Origin of the sequence: Nocardioides marinquilinus (genome assembly GCF_039543705.1) — a bacterium.
Classification (GTDB): domain Bacteria; phylum Actinomycetota; class Actinomycetes; order Propionibacteriales; family Nocardioidaceae; genus Nocardioides; species Nocardioides marinquilinus.
The window spans coordinates 836215-853930 of the sequence record NZ_BAABKG010000003.1; the positions used below are offsets into that span (position 1 = coordinate 836215).

Annotated in this window: 15 protein-coding genes; 7 read left to right on the plus strand and 8 right to left on the minus strand. The window is 71.0% G+C overall.

Features of this window, described 5'->3' with window-relative positions:
- Positions 1 to 4: 4 nt before the first annotated feature.
- Together ABEA04_RS15115 and ABEA04_RS15120 are read left to right on the plus strand one after the other, a co-directional pair.
- Positions 5 to 283 (plus strand): Lrp/AsnC family transcriptional regulator, encoded by a 279-nt coding sequence (locus ABEA04_RS15115; protein WP_345460139.1) that lies wholly within the window; start codon positions 5 to 7, stop codon positions 281 to 283.
- 123 nt (positions 284 to 406) lie between these two features.
- Entirely contained in the window at positions 407 to 4024 is a 3618-nt protein-coding gene (locus ABEA04_RS15120) for an Ig-like domain repeat protein (RefSeq protein WP_345460142.1), read from the plus strand.
- Here the strand turns inward: ABEA04_RS15120 and trpD are convergent.
- From trpD to ABEA04_RS15135, 3 genes are read right to left on the minus strand one after another with little or no spacing between them, the layout of a single operon-like run.
- Positions 4011 to 5042: an anthranilate phosphoribosyltransferase gene (gene trpD / locus ABEA04_RS15125; protein ID WP_345460144.1), complete on the minus strand. Its 1032-nt coding sequence runs from the start codon at positions 5040 to 5042 to the stop codon at positions 4011 to 4013. The two genes, ABEA04_RS15120 and trpD, sit on opposite strands and share 14 nt — an antisense overlap.
- Before the next feature lie 19 nt (positions 5043 to 5061).
- Entirely contained in the window at positions 5062 to 5490 is a 429-nt protein-coding gene (locus ABEA04_RS15130) for an Rv3143 family two-component system response regulator (protein ID WP_425577035.1), read from the minus strand.
- Between the two features lie 25 nt (positions 5491 to 5515).
- Positions 5516 to 6487, minus strand: a complete 972-nt coding sequence (locus ABEA04_RS15135) for a cytochrome c oxidase assembly protein (protein WP_345460150.1) — start codon at positions 6485 to 6487, stop codon at positions 5516 to 5518.
- Positions 6488 to 6600: 113 nt separating this feature from the next.
- Between ABEA04_RS15135 and ctaE the strand changes: the two genes are divergently transcribed.
- From ctaE to ABEA04_RS15160, 5 genes are read left to right on the plus strand one after another with little or no spacing between them, the layout of a single operon-like run.
- The gene (gene ctaE, locus ABEA04_RS15140) at positions 6601 to 7239 is read left to right on the plus strand and encodes an aa3-type cytochrome oxidase subunit III (protein WP_425577036.1); all 639 of its coding nucleotides are present in this window, start codon (positions 6601 to 6603) and stop codon (positions 7237 to 7239) included.
- A 19-nt stretch (positions 7240 to 7258) separates the two neighbouring features.
- Positions 7259 to 8158, plus strand: coding sequence for a cytochrome bc1 complex diheme cytochrome c subunit (gene qcrC / locus ABEA04_RS15145; RefSeq protein WP_345460153.1), 900 nt, complete (start codon positions 7259 to 7261; stop codon positions 8156 to 8158).
- Positions 8155 to 9243 carry a cytochrome bc1 complex Rieske iron-sulfur subunit gene (gene qcrA, locus ABEA04_RS15150; protein WP_345460156.1) on the plus strand — a complete coding sequence of 363 codons (1089 nt, stop codon included), beginning with the start codon at positions 8155 to 8157 and terminating at the stop codon, positions 9241 to 9243. The genes qcrC and qcrA overlap by 4 nt, the downstream gene beginning before the upstream one ends.
- Positions 9240 to 10991, plus strand: a complete 1752-nt coding sequence (gene qcrB / locus ABEA04_RS15155; RefSeq protein ID WP_345460159.1) for a cytochrome bc1 complex cytochrome b subunit — start codon at positions 9240 to 9242, stop codon at positions 10989 to 10991. The genes qcrA and qcrB overlap by 4 nt, the downstream gene beginning before the upstream one ends.
- A 14-nt stretch (positions 10992 to 11005) precedes the next feature.
- On the plus strand, positions 11006 to 12091 hold the full coding sequence (locus tag ABEA04_RS15160; protein WP_345460162.1) for an LLM class flavin-dependent oxidoreductase: 1086 nt from the start codon (positions 11006 to 11008) through the stop codon (positions 12089 to 12091).
- 4 nt (positions 12092 to 12095) lie between these two features.
- Here ABEA04_RS15160 and ABEA04_RS15165 read toward each other — a convergent pair whose 3' ends face one another.
- The 5 genes from ABEA04_RS15165 to ctaC all read right to left on the minus strand — a co-directional run bounded on the left by ABEA04_RS15165 (position 12096) and on the right by ctaC (position 17699).
- Positions 12096 to 13046, minus strand: a complete 951-nt coding sequence (locus tag ABEA04_RS15165; RefSeq protein ID WP_345460164.1) for a hypothetical protein — start codon at positions 13044 to 13046, stop codon at positions 12096 to 12098.
- 86 nt (positions 13047 to 13132) lie between these two features.
- A complete protein-coding gene (locus ABEA04_RS15170) occupies positions 13133 to 14413 on the minus strand; it encodes a L,D-transpeptidase (protein WP_345460167.1) in 1281 nt (426 codons plus the stop codon).
- A 156-nt stretch (positions 14414 to 14569) separates the two neighbouring features.
- The gene (locus ABEA04_RS15175; RefSeq protein WP_345460170.1) at positions 14570 to 14986 is read right to left on the minus strand and encodes a cytochrome c oxidase subunit 4; all 417 of its coding nucleotides are present in this window, start codon (positions 14984 to 14986) and stop codon (positions 14570 to 14572) included.
- Positions 14983 to 16785, minus strand: a complete 1803-nt coding sequence (gene ctaD, locus ABEA04_RS15180) for an aa3-type cytochrome oxidase subunit I (protein ID WP_345460173.1) — start codon at positions 16783 to 16785, stop codon at positions 14983 to 14985. The genes ABEA04_RS15175 and ctaD overlap by 4 nt, the downstream gene beginning before the upstream one ends.
- Positions 16782 to 17699 (minus strand): aa3-type cytochrome oxidase subunit II, encoded by a 918-nt coding sequence (ctaC, locus tag ABEA04_RS15185; protein ID WP_345460176.1) that lies wholly within the window; start codon positions 17697 to 17699, stop codon positions 16782 to 16784. Before ctaC ends, ctaD begins: the two co-directional genes overlap by 4 nt.
- Between the last annotated feature and the right edge of the window lie 17 nt (positions 17700 to 17716).

Sequence of the window (17716 nt, forward strand, 5' to 3'; positions counted from 1 at the left end):
GCCCATGATCACCGCCATCGTGTTCGTGAAGGCCGAGGTCGACCGCATCCCCGAGGTCGCCGAGGCGATCGCGGCGCTCGAGGGCGTCACCGAGGTCTACTCCGTGACCGGCCAGATCGACCTGGTCGCCATGGTGCGCGTGCGGCGTCACGACGACGTCGCCCACGTCGTGGCCGACCAGCTCAACAAGGTCGAGGGCGTGAAGGAGACCGAGACCCACATCGCCTTCCGCGCCTACTCCCGCCACGACCTCGAGTCGGCGTTCTCGCTCGGCCTCGACTAGGCCACCGAGCACCGCCGGCGGGCGGCGGCGCACCCGGCGCGACCTCAAGTCGGCACCGTCGGCTGCCGAAGCCCTCGACACGCCGCGTCCCTCCCGGCGTCGTCGACCCTGGAGACCCCCCACATGCTCCGCCGCCTCCCCACCCTCCTCGCCGGACTCGTGGTCGCCGCGGGCCTCGTCGCCCTCGGCCCCGCCCGGCCCGCCCAGGCCCTCGACTCCCCCAGCGGCCTCGCCGCCACCGACGCCGCCATCCCGGTGCTGTCGTGGACCCGCGTGCCCGGCGCCACCGGCTACGACGTCGAGCTCTCGCGCAGCTCGGAGTTCACCTCCGCCACCCGCATCGGCAGCGTCGTGTCGACGACCAACGTGCGCTACGTGCCCACCGTGCAGCTGCCGACGGACGGCGTGTGGTGGCGGGTCCGCGCGAAGTCGGCCGCCGGCACCGGTGACTACACCTCGAGCTCGTTCGCGCCCGCCGCCACCCGTGCACCCGTCATGGTGCGCCCGCAGCCCGACGCGCACTTCCAGGCCCCGGAGGCGCCGTACTTCACCTGGGAGCCGGTCGCCGGCGCGACGTCGTACGTCGTGCAGACCGGCCGCGACCCGCTCTTCACCGATCCCGGTGGCATCGTCAGCAGCACCCAGCGGACGACGGCCGCCTACCTCACGTCGTACCCGACGACGGGCCAGTACTACTGGCGGGTCCGGGCCGAGCTGAGCTCGGGCTACTGGACCGCCTGGTCTGACTCCCGCCCCTACGTCGTCGACGGCCTGCCCCAGGTCAGGCGCACCGCGCCGGACGACACCTTCGAGACCAGCGTGCGCGACGTCGTCCTCGACTGGGAGCCCGTCGAGGGCGCGGTCACCTACGAGCTGCAGGTCAACACCGACGACGCCTTCGGCACGGCGACCATGAAGGCCTCGCCCACCGGCATCGTGGCGACCCAGTGGTCGGCCGGGTCGACCCTCAACAACGACGAGTACTTCTGGCGGGTCCGCGCGGTCGACGCCAGCGGCAAGGCCTCGCCGTGGCCCGACACCCCGTGGCGGCTGCGCCGGGCGTGGCCCGACCAGCCCACGCTCGTGCACCCACGTGGCGTCGTCGACGGCTCGGCTCCGTTCTTCCTGCAGTGGAACGCGATCGAGCGCGCCAGTCGCTACGAGGTGCTGATGTGGGACGACACCGGCAGGCAGGTGTGCGGTGTGCAGACCGTCCACACCACGTTGGCGGCGTGCGTGCCCAGCAAGGCCGGCGAGTACACGTGGAAGGTCAGGGCCACCGACGGGCCGTCGTCGGTGATCACCGACCTCATCGCCCAGCCGCTCACCGCGTTCACCTACCAGCCGTCCCCGTCGCCCGTCCCTGCTCCGGCGGGCTCCCTCACGACGTCGCAGGTCACCGGGCACGCCGCCGCCATGGACGGGACGTCGACCCTCGTCGGACCGGGGCGGGACGCGTGCACCGCCACGATCCCCGCGACGTGCGTCGACCTGCGCCAGACCCCGGTCCTCAGCTGGGACCCGGTGCCCGGCGCCGTCGGCTACCTGCTGACCCTCGCCCACGACCGCGAGCTGACGAACGTCGTCCCCGGCTTCGACAAGGTCTCGGTGCCGCAGCCGATGTACACCTTCACCAAGACGCTGCCCGACAGCCAGGCCGGGTCCGCCTACTTCTGGGTCGTGCAGCCGTGCGGTCAGACCTGCGCCCCGATCGAGTACCCGAAGACGTCGTTCGCCAAGAAGACCCTCGCGCCCCGCCTGCTCAGCCCGGCGACCGACGCCCTCGTGTCCGACGACGTCACGCTCGACTGGACGCCGTACCTGGACACCCTGCGCGCGCCACGTCCGGCCGACGACACCTCGTCGCTGGCGACCCCGGCGGGCACGGAGGCCCAGACCTACACGGTCGAGACCTCCCTCGACCCCCTCTTCACCAGCCGGATCGAGACCGCGACGGTCGACGAGACGACCTACACCTCCCCGGCCTCCACCTACCCCGAGGGCTACGTCCACTGGCGGGTGCGTGCCAACGACGGCACCGGCAACCCGTCGGTCTGGAGCGAGGCCCGTCGCTTCGAGAAGCGCTCGCCCCGACCGACCCTGCTCACCCCGGGGTCCGGCGGCCCGCTGGGCAGCGACCTGACCTTCAGCTGGGATCCGCTCGCCTTCGCGGGCGCCTACGAGCTCGAGATCATGGCCGGGCCGACGACCGTGGTCAGCCAGAAGCAGATCAAGTACACCTCCTGGGCCCCCACCACCCCGCTGCCTGCGTCCACCGAGCCCTACCGCTGGCGCGTGCGCCGCGTCGACGCCAAGAACCTGGCGGGCGAGTGGACCGACTACCGCACCTTCACCGTCGACGCGCTGCCGGTCGCGACGGCGTCACCGGACGACGGCGCCCTGGTCGAGCCGACCGGCGGACTCTTCAGCTGGCTGCCCGACCCGCGCGCGACGTCCTACCGCTTCGAGCGCCGCAAGCCCGGGGAGACCACCGGCAGCCTGGCCGAGAGCGTGAGCACCCGGGCCACGGCGTGGGCCCCGACCAGCGCCCTGCCGGCCGGGACAGCCCAGTGGCGGGTCGTCGCCATCGACGCGGCCGGCAAGGACCTCGGTGCCTCACCGTGGCGCACCTTCGTGGTCGTCGACCCGCCCGCCGTCGCGACCCCGGTCACGATCAGCGGCAGCGGCAAGGTCGGCACCGAGCTGCGCCTGTCGGCACCCACCTTCGACCCGCCCGCCGAGACCACCACCTACCAGTGGTATCGCGGCACCTCGGTCATCAGCGGGGCGACGGGCGAGACCTACACCGTCACGGCCGCCGACCGCGACAAGGACCTCACGGTCCGCGCGACCGGCGCGCTCACCGGCTACCGCAACGCGTCGTCGACCAGTGACCCGATCCGAGGCGTCGTCGGCGACGCCCTCGTCGCGGCCTACCCCCCAGCCATCGACGGCGATCCCGTCGTGGGCAAGACACTGACGGTCGCCCCCGGCTCGTGGTCGGACGGTCCGCGGCTGACCTACCAGTGGTACCGCGACGGCGTCGCGATCTCGCGCGCCACGAGCACGACCTACCGGCTCGTCTCCGACGACGTCGGCCGGCAGGTGCACGTGGTCGAGAAGGCCACGCTCACCGGCCGCGAGGACGGTTCGGCTGCGAGCGACCCCGTGTCGGTCACGAACGCCGGCGCCCTCGTCGCGCTCGATCGGCCGGTCGTCACCGGTCGCCCGGCGCCCGGCAACACGCTCACGGCCGACCCCGGCACGTGGTCGGGGCCGGCCTCCCTGACCTACCAGTGGTTCCGCAACGGCGTCGCGGTCCCCGGCGCGGTGCGCTCGACCTACGCCGTCACGGCCGTGGACGCCGCCCGGCGGCTGCACGTCGTCGTCACCGCCCGCGCCGCCGACCACGACCCCGGCACCGCGGCCAGCCGCAGCGTGACCGTGAACAAGGTGCGCACCACCACCGCGCTCACCCTCACGCCGTCCCCGGCGACTACGAAGCAGCGCGTGACCGCGACGGCGACGGTCGCCGCGTCGGGCCTGGCGGGCGCCGGCGGCACCGTCACCTTCTACGACGGCACCCGCAAGCTGGCGAAGGTCACGGTGCGCGGCACCACCGCCACGACCCGGCTGCCGCTGCTCAAGGCCGGCAAGCACACCGTCAAGGCGGTCTACTCCGGCGGCGCCCAGGCCACGGCGTCGACGCGCTCGGCGCGGCTCACCGTCACGAAGCGGTAGCGCTCGCCACCCACCGCTCGAGCGTCGCCTGCGCCGCCCCGGAGTCGATCGCCTCGGCCGCGCGCGTCATCCCGGCGGCGAGCGCCTCGAGCACCGGCTCGCCCGGCGCCGCGTGGACGGCGAGCGCCGCCCCGGCGTTGAGGACGACGGCGTCGCGCGCGGGTCCGGCGTCTCCCGCCAGCACCCGGCGCACGACCTCGGCGTTGTAGGCGGCGTCGGCACCGCGCAGGTCCTCGGCGGTGGCCGGCCCGAGGCCGAGCGCGCGCGGGTCGACGGTCACCGGTCCGCTCACCTCTCCCCCGGTGGCCACCCAGACGTGCGAGGTGGTGGTCGTGGTCAGCTCGTCGAGACCGTCGTCGCCGCGGAAGACCCACGCGTCGGCGCCGCGGGCCGCGAAGACGCCCGCCATCACCGGCAGCATCCGCGGGTCGGCGCAGCCGATCGCCTGGGCGGCCGGCCGCACGGGGTTGGCGAGCGGGCCCAGGAAGTTGAACGTCGTCCCGATGCCGAGCTCGCGCCGGGGGCCGGCGGTGTGGCGCATCGCCGGGTTGAACGCGGCGGCGAAGCAGAAGGTGATGCCGGCCTCGACCGCGGCGGCGGCCACCCGCTCGGGGCTGAGGTCGAGGCGGACGCCGAGCTCCTCGAGCACGTCGGCGCTGCCGCACTGCGAGGACGCCGAGCGGTTGCCGTGCTTGACCACGGTCGCGCCCGCGCCGGCGGCGACGATCGCGGCCATCGTGGAGATGTTGACCGAGTTGGAGCGGTCGGCGCCGGTGCCGACGACGTCGAGCAGCCGGCCGGGCACCTCGATCGGCGTCCGGCGGGCGTACATGGCGTCGGCGAGGCCGCCGACCTCCGCGGCCGTCTCGCCCTTGGCCCGCAGCGCGACGGCGAAGCCCGCCACCTGGGCCGGCGTCGCCTCGCCCTCGAGGATCTCGCCCATCGCCCACTGCGCCTGCTCGGCGGTGAGGTCGACGCGCCCGACGAGGGCCCCGAGCACCTCGGGCCACCTGCTCACGAGCCGCTCCGTCCGGGGCTCAGGTCTGGGCGGGCAGGCGCGGCAGCAGCAGGCCCACGACCGCCTCGGCCAGCTGGATCGGGTCGATGGGGTGCGGCACGGCCGCCTCGGCCCGCGACCACGTGGCCAGCCACGCGTCCTGCGGGCGGCCGGTGAGCACGAGCACCGGCGGGCAGCGGAAGATCTCGTCCTTCAGCTGCTTGGCGATGCCCATCCCGCCCGCGGGCACGGCCTCACCGTCGAGGATGGCCAGCGCGATCTGGCCGGAGTCCATCGTGGAGATCACCACCGGCTCGGTGGCCACCTCGACGTACTCGACCTCCGGCAGGTCGGGGTGCGGACGGCGTCCGAGCGCGAGGATGACGCTCTGCCGCACCGTGACGTCGTCGCTGTAGACCAGCACCTTGAGACGGGCCTCCGGGGCCTGCGCGTCAACCACGGCACTCATCGTAGTGAGTACGCGCCGGACCCTCTCACTCCCCCGCGGGCGACCCCGCCGACGACCCCGCGGCCGCGACCTCCGCGCGCTTGGCCTCCCGGGCCTCGAGCAGGTCGAGCCGCCGGTCCTCCCGCCGGGCCTCCGACTGCGAGGAGCGCACCCACTGCACGAACAGGACGACGAAGAACACCAGCCCCACGGCGTCCCCGGAGGCCCACAGCAACCCGCCCGCGAGCTCCTGGTCGGCGAGGGGGTCGGGCAGCCACGAGCCCATGGGGCCGTCGGAGAGCCGCGGGTACCAGTCGCCGCCCAACAGCGTCGTGGCGCCCATGATCGAGACGCCCAGGAAGGCGTGGAACGGCAGCGTCAGCACCGTCAGCAGCACCCGGAACGGGTAGCCGAGCCGGCCCGGCAGCGGGTCGATGCCCATGAGCGGCCAGAAGAACAGCGCCCCGACCGCCACGAGGTGCACGTGCATGGCCTCGTGCACCCACACCGACTCCAGCGAGGCGCGGTACCAGCCGGAGTAGTACAGCGCCCACGGCGAGGCGATGTAGAGCACGAAGGCCAGCGGCGCGAACGAGAGCACCCGGGCCGCGCGCGAGTGCAGGGCGGCGAGCAGCCACCGCCGCGGCGTCCCCGGCAGCGTGCGGAGGGCGAGGGTGACCGGCGCCCCGAGCGCCAGGGCGAGCGGCACGACCATCGACAGCACCATGTGCTGGACCATGTGCACGCTCACCAGCACGGTGTCGTAGGCCGCCAGCCCGGACGACGTCGCGACGTAGAACGAGCCCATGCCCACGACCACGAACGAGAGCGTGCGACCGATCGGCCAGCGGTCGCCGCGCCGGCGCAGCCGGGCCACGCCGAGCAGGTACAGGCCCACCGCCCAGACGGTCAGCACGAGGGGCACCGGGGCCAGCGACCACTGCTCGAAGAAGGCCCCGAACGAGGGCGGCGGGAGGGCCTCGGCGGCGGCCGCGGAGAGGTCCCGCAGGGGTGCCACGACCGCCCCGGTCAGCGGTCCCGACGAGAGATGTCCCACAACCGCCACTGTACGGACGCCGATCACCCGGGGGGCATGCTGCTCCGGGCGGTCGGGCGGTCCATAATGAACTCGTGGCGACCACTGCGACGATCCCCGCCTCCCGCCTGCACGGGCATCACGACCGCCCGAGCATGGTGGCCGTAGGGACCATCATCTGGCTCTCGAGCGAGCTGATGTTCTTCGCCGCGCTCTTCGCGTCGTACTTCACGATCCGCTCGGTCAGCCCCGAGCTGTGGGCGGAGAACACCGAGGCGCTCAACATCCCGTTCGCCTCGGTCAACACCACGATCCTGGTGCTGTCGTCGCTGACCTGCCAGCTCGGCGTCTTCGCGGCCGAGCGCGGTCAGGTGGGCCGCTCGGGCGGACTGCTCGACTTCCGCAAGTGGGGCCTGCGCGAGTGGTTCATCCTCACCTACGTGATGGGCGCCATCTTCATCGGCGGCCAGGCCTTCGAGTACGCCGAGCTGGTCCACGAGGGCATCACGATCGGCTCCTCGGCCTACGGCTCGATGTTCTACCTGACGACCGGCTTCCACGGCCTGCACGTCACCGGCGGACTGATCGCCTTCCTCTTCGTCCTGGGCCGCACCTACCTGGCCCGCAAGTTCACCCACGAGCAGGCGGTCAGCGCGATCGTCGTCTCGTACTACTGGCACTTCGTCGACGTCGTGTGGATCGGGCTGTTCGCCACGATCTACCTGATCCGCTGACCTGAGAGACAGGGACCACATGCGCCTGATCAACCGCTCCGCCGGACGGATCTCGAGGCATCGCCGCGGGCCGCTGGCCGGACTGGTGGTGCTGCTCCTGGCGTTGCTGCTCACCGGCGGCGCCTACTCCCTGCTCTCCCCGGGCGCCACGGCCGACGAGGCCGCCCCGGACGACGAGCAGATCGCGGCCGGCCGCGAGCTGTTCCTCGTGGGCTGCTCGTTCTGCCACGGCCAGAACGGCGAGGGCGTGCTCACCGCGAGCGGCACCCAGTACGGCCCCGCGCTCACCAACGTCGGCGCGGCGTCGGTCGACTTCCAGGTCGGCACCGGCCGCATGCCGATGGTGCAGCCCGGTCAGCAGGCCGAGCGCAAGCCTCCGGTCTACGACCAGGAGCAGATCGACCAGCTCGCCGCCTACGTCGCCTCGCTCGGCACCGGCCCCGCCGTGCCCGACGAGAGCGCCTACACGCTGCCCGACGACCTCACCGACGACGAGCGCGAGGAGGCCATCTCGCGCGGCGGCCAGGTCTTCCTAACCAACTGCACCGCCTGCCACAACTACGACGGCTCCGGCGGCGCGATGCCCCGCGGCGGCTACGCGCCCACCATCCGCGGCGTCCCCGCCCGCTACATCTACGAGGCGCTGCTCACCGGGCCGCAGCAGATGCCGGTCTTCTCCGAGGGCAACATCCCGCCGCAGCAGAAGGCCGAGCTCATCACCTACCTGCAGGAGACCGCCGAGCAGCCCAACTACGGCGGCTTCGGCCTCGGCAGCCTCGGCCCCGTGAGCGAGGGCCTGTTCGCCTGGGTCGTCGGCATCGGCGGCCTCGTCGGGTTCGCGATCTGGATCGCGGCCCACACCACTCGTACCGACCGGAAGAAGCCGGCACCCGGCTCCGAAGGGGGAGCGCAGGCATGACCCAGCTCGACAAGCACCCCGGCGGCGAGCCCGTCCACGGCGAGGGTGACGGGCACGACTCCCACCTCCCGGTCGCCGACGAGCCGATCGCCAACCCGGGCCTGCCCGAGCACACCTGGCGGCCCACCGACGTCGACGAGGACGCCGCCAAGCGCGCCGAGCGGCAGGTCTCCACGCTCTTCGGCCTCTCGGCCGTCTTCACCGTGCTGTTCGTGGTGGCCTACTTCGCCATCGAGATCGGCGACAGCTGGGACACCTTCGGCGGGCTCGGCGCCTCCACGCTGGCGCTCGGCATGTGCCTCGGCATCGCGCTGATCCTCATCGGCGTCGGCATCATCCAGTGGGCCCGCAAGCTCATGGCCGACCACGAGATCGTCGAGATGCGCCACCCCTCGCGCTCCTCCGACGAGGACCGCGCGGCCACCGTCGAGGCGCTCAACACCGGCCTCGAGGAGTCCGGCATCGCGCGGCGTCCGCTCATCCGGCGCTCGCTGCTCGGCGCTGTGGCGATCCTGCCGCTCCCGGCCGTGATCATGCTGCGCGACCTCGGCCCCACCCCGGGCCAGGTGGCGAACGCCGAGGAGGGCACCGGCCTCGAGCACACCCTGTGGGGCGTGCGGCCCGAGGTGCGCGTCGTCCGCGACGTCATCGGCACCCCGATCCGCCCCACCGACATCGAGGTCGGCGACCTCGTCAACGGCATCCCCGACGGCCTGCTCGACCTCGAGGGCGTCGAGCTGCAGGTGGCCAAGGCCAAGGCCGCGGTCATCCTGGTGAAGATGGAGCCCGACGACATCAAGTCCTCGCAGGGTGAGGACTGGATCGTCGACGGTGTGTTGTGCTTCTCCAAGATCTGCAGCCACGTCGGCTGCCCGATCTCGCTCTACGAGCGCACCACCCACCACGTGCTGTGCCCGTGCCACCAGTCCACCTTCGACCTGTCCGACTCGGCCAAGGTCATCTTCGGACCGGCCGGGCGCCCGTTGCCCCAGCTACCACTCAAGCTGGACGACGCGGGTTACCTCGTCGCCCAGAGTGACTTCCAACAGCCCGTCGGGCCCAGTTACTGGAGTCGTGAGAAATGACCGTCGACACGAGCAAGGTGGCCGACAGCAACACCACTGCCGCCACGCTGAAGAAGCCGGGCAAGGCCGGCGCCGTCGCCACGTGGGCCGACGACCGCCTCGGCCTCGGCACGGCCATGAAGAAGAACCTGCGCAAGGTCTTCCCCGACCACTGGTCGTTCATGCTGGGCGAGATCGCGCTGTGGAGCTTCGTCGTCCTGCTGCTCTCGGGCGTGTTCCTGACGCTCTGGTACGTGCCGAGCATGGGCGAGGTCGAGTACCAGGGCTCCTACGACCCGATGCGGGGCGTGGAGATGTCCGAGGCGCTCTCCTCCACCCTGCGGCTCTCGTTCGACGTGCGCGGCGGCCTGCTGATGCGCCAGATGCACCACTGGGCCGCGATGATCTTCATCGCCGCGATGATGATCCACATGCTCCGGGTCTACTTCACCGGAGCGTTCCGCAAGCCGCGTGAGCTCAACTGGGTCATCGGCGTCCTGCTGCTGTTCCTCGGCACGCTCGAGGGCTTCACCGGCTACTCGCTGCCCGACGACCTGCTCTCCGGCACCGGCATCCGCGCCGCCGACGGCTTCCTGAAGGCCACCCCGGTGGTCGGCAGCTACATGTCGTTCTTCCTCTTCGGCGGCGAGTTCCCCGGCGAGTCGATCATCCCGCGGCTCTACATCGTCCACGTGCTGCTGATCCCGGGCCTGCTGCTGGGGCTGATCGCGGCCCACATGCTGCTGCTCGTCTACCACAAGCACACCCAGTGGCCTGGTCCCGGCCGCACCGAGCAGAACGTCGTCGGCTACCCGATGCTGCCGGTGTACGCCGCCAAGGCCGGTGGCTTCTTCTTCATCGTCTTCGGCATCTGCGCCGTCATGGGCGGTCTGCTGACGATCAACCCGGTGTGGAAGTACGGGCCCTACGACCCGACCAAGGTCACCGCCGGCTCCCAGCCCGACTGGTACATGGGCTGGCCCGACGGCCTGCTGCGCATCATCCCCGGCTGGGAGTCGGTGATCGGCGGCTACACGATCTCGTGGAACGTCATGATCCCGATCCTGATCATGCCGCCGCTGATGCTGATGATCGTGCTCCTGCTGCCCTTCATCGAGGGGTGGATCACCAAGGACAAGCGCGACCACCACCTGCTGCAGCGCCCCCGCGACCACCCGACGCGCACCGCGCTGATGGTCTCGCTGATGACGTTCTACGGTCTGGCCTGGGCCGCCGGCGGCAACGACATCATCGCGATCAAGCTGCACCTGTCGATCAACCAGATCACCTACTTCATGCGGGTGATGATCTTCCTCGGCCCGCTGATCGCCTTCATCATCACCCGCCGTTGGTGCATCTCCCTGCAGCGTCACGACAAGGACAAGCTGCTCCACGGCTACGAGACGGGCGTGATCATGCGCTCGCCCGAGGGCGGCTACAGCGAGCGTCACCTGCCGATCAGCAGCACCGAGGCCTACCGCCTCACGGCACGTGACCGCGACGAGGTGTTCACCGCCGACCCCGACCGGGTCGACGCGAACGGCGTGGCTGCGCCCGGGGGCCGTCTCGACGGCGTCCGTGCGAAGCTCTCGACGCTGATGTTCGCCGACAACGTGCAGAAGCCCACCGCGGCCGAGCTCGAGGAGGCACGGCACCACGCCGAGCACGAGCACGCGCTCACCGCCTCGCTCGACGGCCACGCGGCCGACGGGCACCAGTTCGACGGGCACCAGTCGATCGAGGGCAAGCCGCTGCGCGGCGACCACTGATCGAGAGGCACCCCATGTCAGACGCCGAGGTCCAGCTCGGCCTCGACACCTTCGGCGACGTCACGGTCGACCTCGACGGTCGGCGCGTGGCGTCGTCGCAGGTGGTGCGTGACGTCGTCGAGCAGGCCGTCCTGGCCGACGAGGTCGGCGTCGACGCCATCGGGCTCGGCGAGCACCACCGCGACGACTACGCCATCTCGGCGCCCGACGTCGTCCTCGCCGCGATCGCCTCGCGCACCTCGCGCATCCTGCTCGGCACCGCGGTCACCGTGCTCAGCAGCGACGACGCGGTGCGCGTGCACGAGCGCTTCGCCACCCTGGACGCCGTCTCGAACGGACGCGCCGAGGTGACGCTGGGCCGGGGCTCGTTCACCGAGTCCTTCCCGCTGTTCGGCCTCGACCTGGCCGACTACGAGACGTTGTTCTCTGAGCAGCTCGACCTGTTCGCCGCGCTGCGCGACGCCGACGGGCCGGCGTCCTGGCCGGGCGGCCGCACGCGTGCCGCGGTGAGCGACGTCGTCGTCCACCCGCCGTTGGAGCACGGCCCGCTGCGCGCCTGGGTGGGTGTCGGCGGCTCACCCGAGTCGGTCGTGCGCGCCGCCCGCTACCGCATCCCGCTGATGCTCGCCATCATCGGCGGCGACCCGGCCCGCTTCGAGCCCTACGTCGAGCTGTGGCACCGCGCCACCGACGAGCTGCACGACGGCCTGCGGCTGCCGGTCGGCGTCCACTCCCCCGGCTTCGTCGCCGACACCGACGACGAGGCCCGCGAGCTGCTCTGGCCGCACTTCAAGGCCAACCGCGACCGCATCGGCCGCGAGCGCGGCTGGGGCCCCACCTCGCGCGAGCAGTTCGACACCGAGGCCGACCACGGCTCCCTCTACGTCGGCTCCCCCGAGACCGTCGCCCGCCGCATCGCGCGCACCGTCGCCACCCTCGGCCTCGACCGGTTCGACCTCAAGTACTCCAACGGCCCCCAGCCCCACCCCCACCTCCTCCGCTGCATCGAGCTCTACGGCCGCGAGGTCATCCCCCGTGTCCGCAGCCTCCTCGCTGACCCGTCAGACATGTCTGACGGGTCGACCGCGATTCGACGCTGACCCGTCAGACATGTCTGACGGGTCGACCGTGCGCGTGCCACTCGAGGCGTAGCACGAGGTCGAGGGACTGGCGAGGGCCGATGACGTCGGCGCGGCCGGCGACGACGATGTGCCACTGCCTGCGGCCGCGGAGCCAGTCGAGGCGGTCGGCGTCGTGCTCCGCCTCGGTCTCGCCGTGGAACTCCTCGCCGAAGTACTCGACGCCGAAGCGCTCCTCGCGTCGACCGACGTCGACGAAGTAGGGGCCGTCGGGCCCGGCCACCTCGACCTGGCACTCGGGCCACGGCAGGCCGGCATCGTGCCACCGCAGCCGGGTCACGCTCTCCATGGGCGACTCCGCGCGGGCGTCGACGAGCGGAGCGAGCATGCGGGCCTGGATGACGCCTCGGTAGCCCTTGAAGCGATCGAGCTCGAGGACGAGGCGGTCGACCGAGAAGGTGCCGAGACGGGCCAGAGCGTCCATGGTCCCGATCGCCTGGTCACGGTGCAGCAACCGCGCCAGGTCGCACGCGCTGCGCAACGGCGTGGTGACCTGCAACCCCGAGACCTCGGCGACATCGACGTCGGCGAGCTGCCGCTCGCCGCTGGCACTGAGCCCGTTGCGCAGCCGCCGGCCGGGCGGTGCGAAGACCGAGATCCGTGGCACCTGCAGGTGGTCCCCCGGCGCCAGCACCATCTGGGCACCCCAGAGCCACGCGGCGGTCCGGTCGGTGACGACGCAATCGGCCGGCACCACGAGCCTGAGCATCTGCAAGCGCAGGTCGAGGGAGTCCTTCAGCTCGGGCGCGTGGAAGACGCCCGGCACGGCCCGCCGCAGCAGCCCGGCGCCGAGCAGCAGTCGGCGTAGCCGGTTCGGCACACCCAGCGCATCGCTCTCCGACGCGGTGAACGGTCGGTCACGCGGCAACCCGTCGCGGATCTCGAGCAGCTGCCGGTACGTCGTGGGTCTCGCCATGGACGAGATCGTGCCCGGACGGCGTCCGGCCCGCGTTCGTCATCCACAGGCACGCTGACCCGTCAGACATGTCTGACGGGTCAGCGTCAGGCGAGTGCGGAGCCCTGCTCGTAGTTCTTGAAGGAGGCGTTCCAGTCGCCGTAGCCGTTGTCGAGGGTCATGGGCTTGTCGGTGCCGGTGTACTCGACGACGTCGCCGCGGCGGGTCATCTGGTAGAGCCAGGCGGCGTTCTCGGTGCTCATGCCCGTGCAGCCGTGGGAGACGTTGGCGTTGCCCTGGGAGGCGACCGACCACGGGGCGGCGTGGATGAACTCGCCGGAGTAGGTCAGGCGCATCGCGTACTGCACGTTGTCGATGTCGTAGGCCTCGGAACCGGTGATGCCGACGGTCTCGGAGTTCATGCGCTTGGACTCGAACTTCTCGACGATGACCTTCACGCCCGACCGCGTCGTGTAGTCCGGCTCCTCGCCGGTCGTGATCGGGATGGTGCGCAGCAGCTTGCCGTTGGAGAACACCTTCATCTGGTGGGTGTCGGCATCGACCTGGTAGATGTGCGCGTCGCCGGTGGTGAAGTCGATCTCGCGGTCCTCCTGGCCGTAGAGGCCGTTGCCCGCGTCGACGCCGTTGACGTCGACGTCGACGTGCACCTTGGTGCCGGGGCGCCAGTAGGTCTTGGGCCGCCAGTGCGCCTCGTTGTCGCTCAGCCAGTGCCACGAGCCCTGCTGCGCGGGCTCGGAGGTGACCGACATGTTCTTCTCGAACGCCTTGCGGTCGGTGACCGGCAGGTCGAAGGTCACGATGACCGGCATGCCGACGCCGACGGTCTCGCCGTCCAGCGGCGCCACCGAGGGGTAGATCTGCTGGTCGAGGCTCAGGTCGGCGGTCGTGAAGCGCATGCGCTCCTTGGCCTCGCCGCTGTCGTTGTCGGCGACCGAGACGACCTTGTAGGTCGTGCCCGGCTCGAGCCGCTCGGACGCCGTCCAGCTGCTGCCGTCGTCGTTGAGCTCGCCGGCCACCTCGCCCTCGGAGGAGGACACGGTGACCGAGGACAGCGTGCCGCCGTCGACACCGACCTCGACCAGGGTCGAGACGGGGACGTCGCTCGCGCCCTTGCCCACGTTGGTCGAGAACACCGGGCTGGCGGCGTCGTCGCCGCTCGAGCCGTCGTCGTCCACCTGCTGCGAGCCGCCGTCGTCGGCGGCGGTGTCGCCGGAGCCGGAACCCGCGGCGGTGTCGCCGCCGGACCCGCCGTCACCCTGGGGGTCGTCGGAACCGGAGCTGCAGGCCGTCAGGGACAGGCACGAGACGGTGGCGAGCGCGGCGAGGACGGCGGTGGCACGGGCGCGGCCGAGACGACGCACGGACATGGACGACTCCAAAGGACGGTGAGGAAGCGCGTGGGATCGCGTGGGGGTCGGTGATTTCAGGGTAACCGGCCGGAGGTCGGTTCCTGTTATCTACGACGCGACCCGACGCGGTTAAGTTGCAGCCCGCCCGGTGTGACCTGCGTCAAGCGACCAGCGTCAGTGCGCGTGCCCGCCGCGGTAGTACTCGAAGATCAACCCGGAGAGCGCCACGGCCCCCAGCACGCCGCCGATGATCAGCAGCCACCAGGCAGCCGCGGCCACGCCGAAGACCATCAGGCCCAGGGTGGCGGCGCACCACAGCGGCCACCACGAGTAGGGCGGGAAGAAGCCCAGCTCGCCGGCACCGTCGGCGATCTCGGCCTCCTTGCGGTCCTCGGGCCGCGGGTCCATCTTGCGGGCGTGGAAGCCGAGGTAGAGCGTGACCATGAGGGTCAGCAGACCCGTCATGGTCAGCGCCGAGGTGCCGGTCCAGTCGCCGCCGGTGTTGCCGGCGCTGGTGACCAGCCAGTAGGCGGGGGTGACCAGCACCAGGAAGACGGTCGTGACCCCGAAGATCCAGGCCTCGGCCTTCATCGGCGCTCGCCTCCGTCGATGTCGTCGTCACCGGCGTCGGAGCGGCCGGTGTCGGTCTCGGTGTCGGTCTGCATCCGCTCCTTGAGCAGGGTGTCGCGACCCTCCATGTCGGGGGCGTCGGCGAACCGGCCCTCGCGCGCCGCGGCGTTGTCCTCGAGCTCGATGGCCGCGACCTCGGGGTGGTGCAGGTCGAAGGCCGGCGACTCGGAACGGATGCGCGGGATGGAGTGGAAGTTGTGGCGCGGCGGCGGGCTGCTGGTGGCCCACTCGAGCGAGCGGCCCCAGCCCCACGGGTCGTCGGCCTCGACGAGCGGGGCCTTGCGCGAGACGTAGACGTTGTAGAAGAACGGCAGCGTCGAGGCGCCGAGCAGGAAGGCGCCCAGCGTCGAGATCTGGTTCAGCGTGGTGAAGCCGTCGCCGGGCAGGTAGTCGGCGTAGCGCCGCGGCATGCCCTCGACACCGAGCCAGTGCTGCACCAGGAACGTGGTGTGGAAGCCGACGAACAGCATCCAGAAGTGCAGCTTGCCCAGGCGTTCGTCGAGCATCCGTCCGGTCATCTTCGGCCACCAGAAGTAGAAGCCCGCGAACATCGCGAACACCACCGTGCCGAAGACGACGTAGTGGAAGTGCGCCACCACGAAGTAGGAGTCGGAGACGTGGAAGTCGAGCGGCGGGCTGGCCAGGATGATGCCGGTCAGGCCACCGAACAGGAACGTGGTGAGGAAGCCGATCGACCACAGCATCGGGGTGTCGAAGGACAGAGATCCCCCCCACATCGTGCCGATCCAGTTGAAGAACTTCACTCCTGTCGGCACCGCGATCAGGAACGTCATGCCGGAGAAGAAGGCCAGGTTGACCGCGCCGGTGACGAACATGTGGTGCGCCCACACCGCCACCGAGAGGATGGCGATGCCGAGCGTGGCGCCGACCAGGCCGACGTAGCCGAAGATCGGCTTGCGGCTGAAGACCGGCAGGATCTCGGTGACGATGCCGAAGAACGGCAGCGCGATGATGTAGACCTCGGGGTGCCCGAAGAACCAGAACAGGTGCTGCCACAGGATCGCGCCGCCGTGGGCGGTGTCGAAGACGTGGGCGCCGAGCTGGCGGTCGGCCTCGAGCGAGAGCAGCGCGCCGGCGAGCACCGGGAACGCGATCAGCACGAGCAGGCTGGTGACCAGCGTGTTCCAGACGAACAGCGGCATCCGGAACATCGTCATGCCGGGCGCGCGCATGCAGATGATGGTGGTGATGAAGTTGACCGCGCCGAGGATGGTGCCGAGGCCGGCCATCCACAGGCCCATGATCCACAGGTCGCCGCCGACGCCCGGCGAGCGGACGGCGTCCGAGAGCGGCGTGTAGGCGAACCAGCCGAAGCTGGCCGCGCCGCTCGGGGTCAGGAAGCCGGAGACCGTGATCAGGCTGCCGAACAGGAACAGCCAGTAGCTGAACATGTTCAGGCGCGGGAACGCGACGTCGGGCGAGCCGATCTGCAGCGGCATGATCACGTTGGCGAAGCCGAAGAACAGCGGCGTCGCGAACAGCAGCAGCATGATCGTGCCGTGCATCGTGAAGAGCTGGTTGTAGAGCTCTTCGTTGACGACCTGCTGGCCCGGGAAGGCCAGCTCGGAGCGGATGATCATCGCCATCAGGCCGGCCACGATGAACCAGACGAACGACGTCGCCAGGTAGAGCTGGCCGATGACCTTGTGGTCGGTGGTGGTGAGCAGCCGCACGACCTGCGTGCCCAGGGGCTTGCGTGCCGGCGTCGTGGTCACCGGGTTGGGAACGGTGGCGGTCACTGGTCCTCCTCGTCCGTTCCGCAGACCTGGCCGTTGGACTCCTCGAGCCCGACCTGGGTGGTGGTGTAGCTGCCGCCGCAGACGGGCTCCTCGGAGTAGAAGCCGGCGTCGTACTGCGCCTGCAGGTAGTCCTGGAACTCCTGCTCGTCGACGATCCTGACGTTGAACAGCATGCGCGAGTGGTAGACGCCGCACAGCTCGTAGCACTTGCCGGCGTATGTGCCCTCGACCTTGGGCGTCACCGCGAAGGAGTTGTCCTGCGCGGGCATGACGTCCATCTTGATCAGGAAGCCGGGGACGCCGAAGTCGTGGATGACGTCGGGCGTGCGCAGCTCGAAGCGGGTGGTCTCGTCGACCGGCAGGTAGAGGTCCGGGATGTCGTTGCCGGTGCCGGACTCGTAGATGTTGACCTGGACCTGCTCGCCCGTCTCGGAGTCGGTGACCGTCTCCTCGGGGTAGTTGAAGGTCCACGACCACTGCTGGCCCACGACGTAGACCGTGTTCTGGGCCTCGGCGTCGGGGTCGTAGACGGCGTTCTGCGTCTTGATGGTGTGGTCGAAGAAGACGATGACCATCACGATCGGGAAGATCGTGTAGAAGATCTCGAGCGGGAGGTTGTAGCGGGTCTGCACCGGCACCTCGTCGTCGTGACGACGGCGGTAGCGGACCACGACCCAGAAGATCAGGCCCCACACGACGAGGCCGGTGGCCAGCGCCGCGATCCAGGCGCCCTGCCACAGCGCGAGCGTGTGCTCGCCCTCCTCGGTGACGGGTGAGGGCATGGCCAGACGGCCGGCCTCGGTGTCGGAGGAGCACCCGCCCAGGACGAGCGCCGCGCCGAGCAGCACGGCCAGCGTGGCCGCACGACGCACACGCCGGGGTGCGACCCGACGCTCCGGGAGCAACAGAGCCACGAACGAGCCCTTCTCTA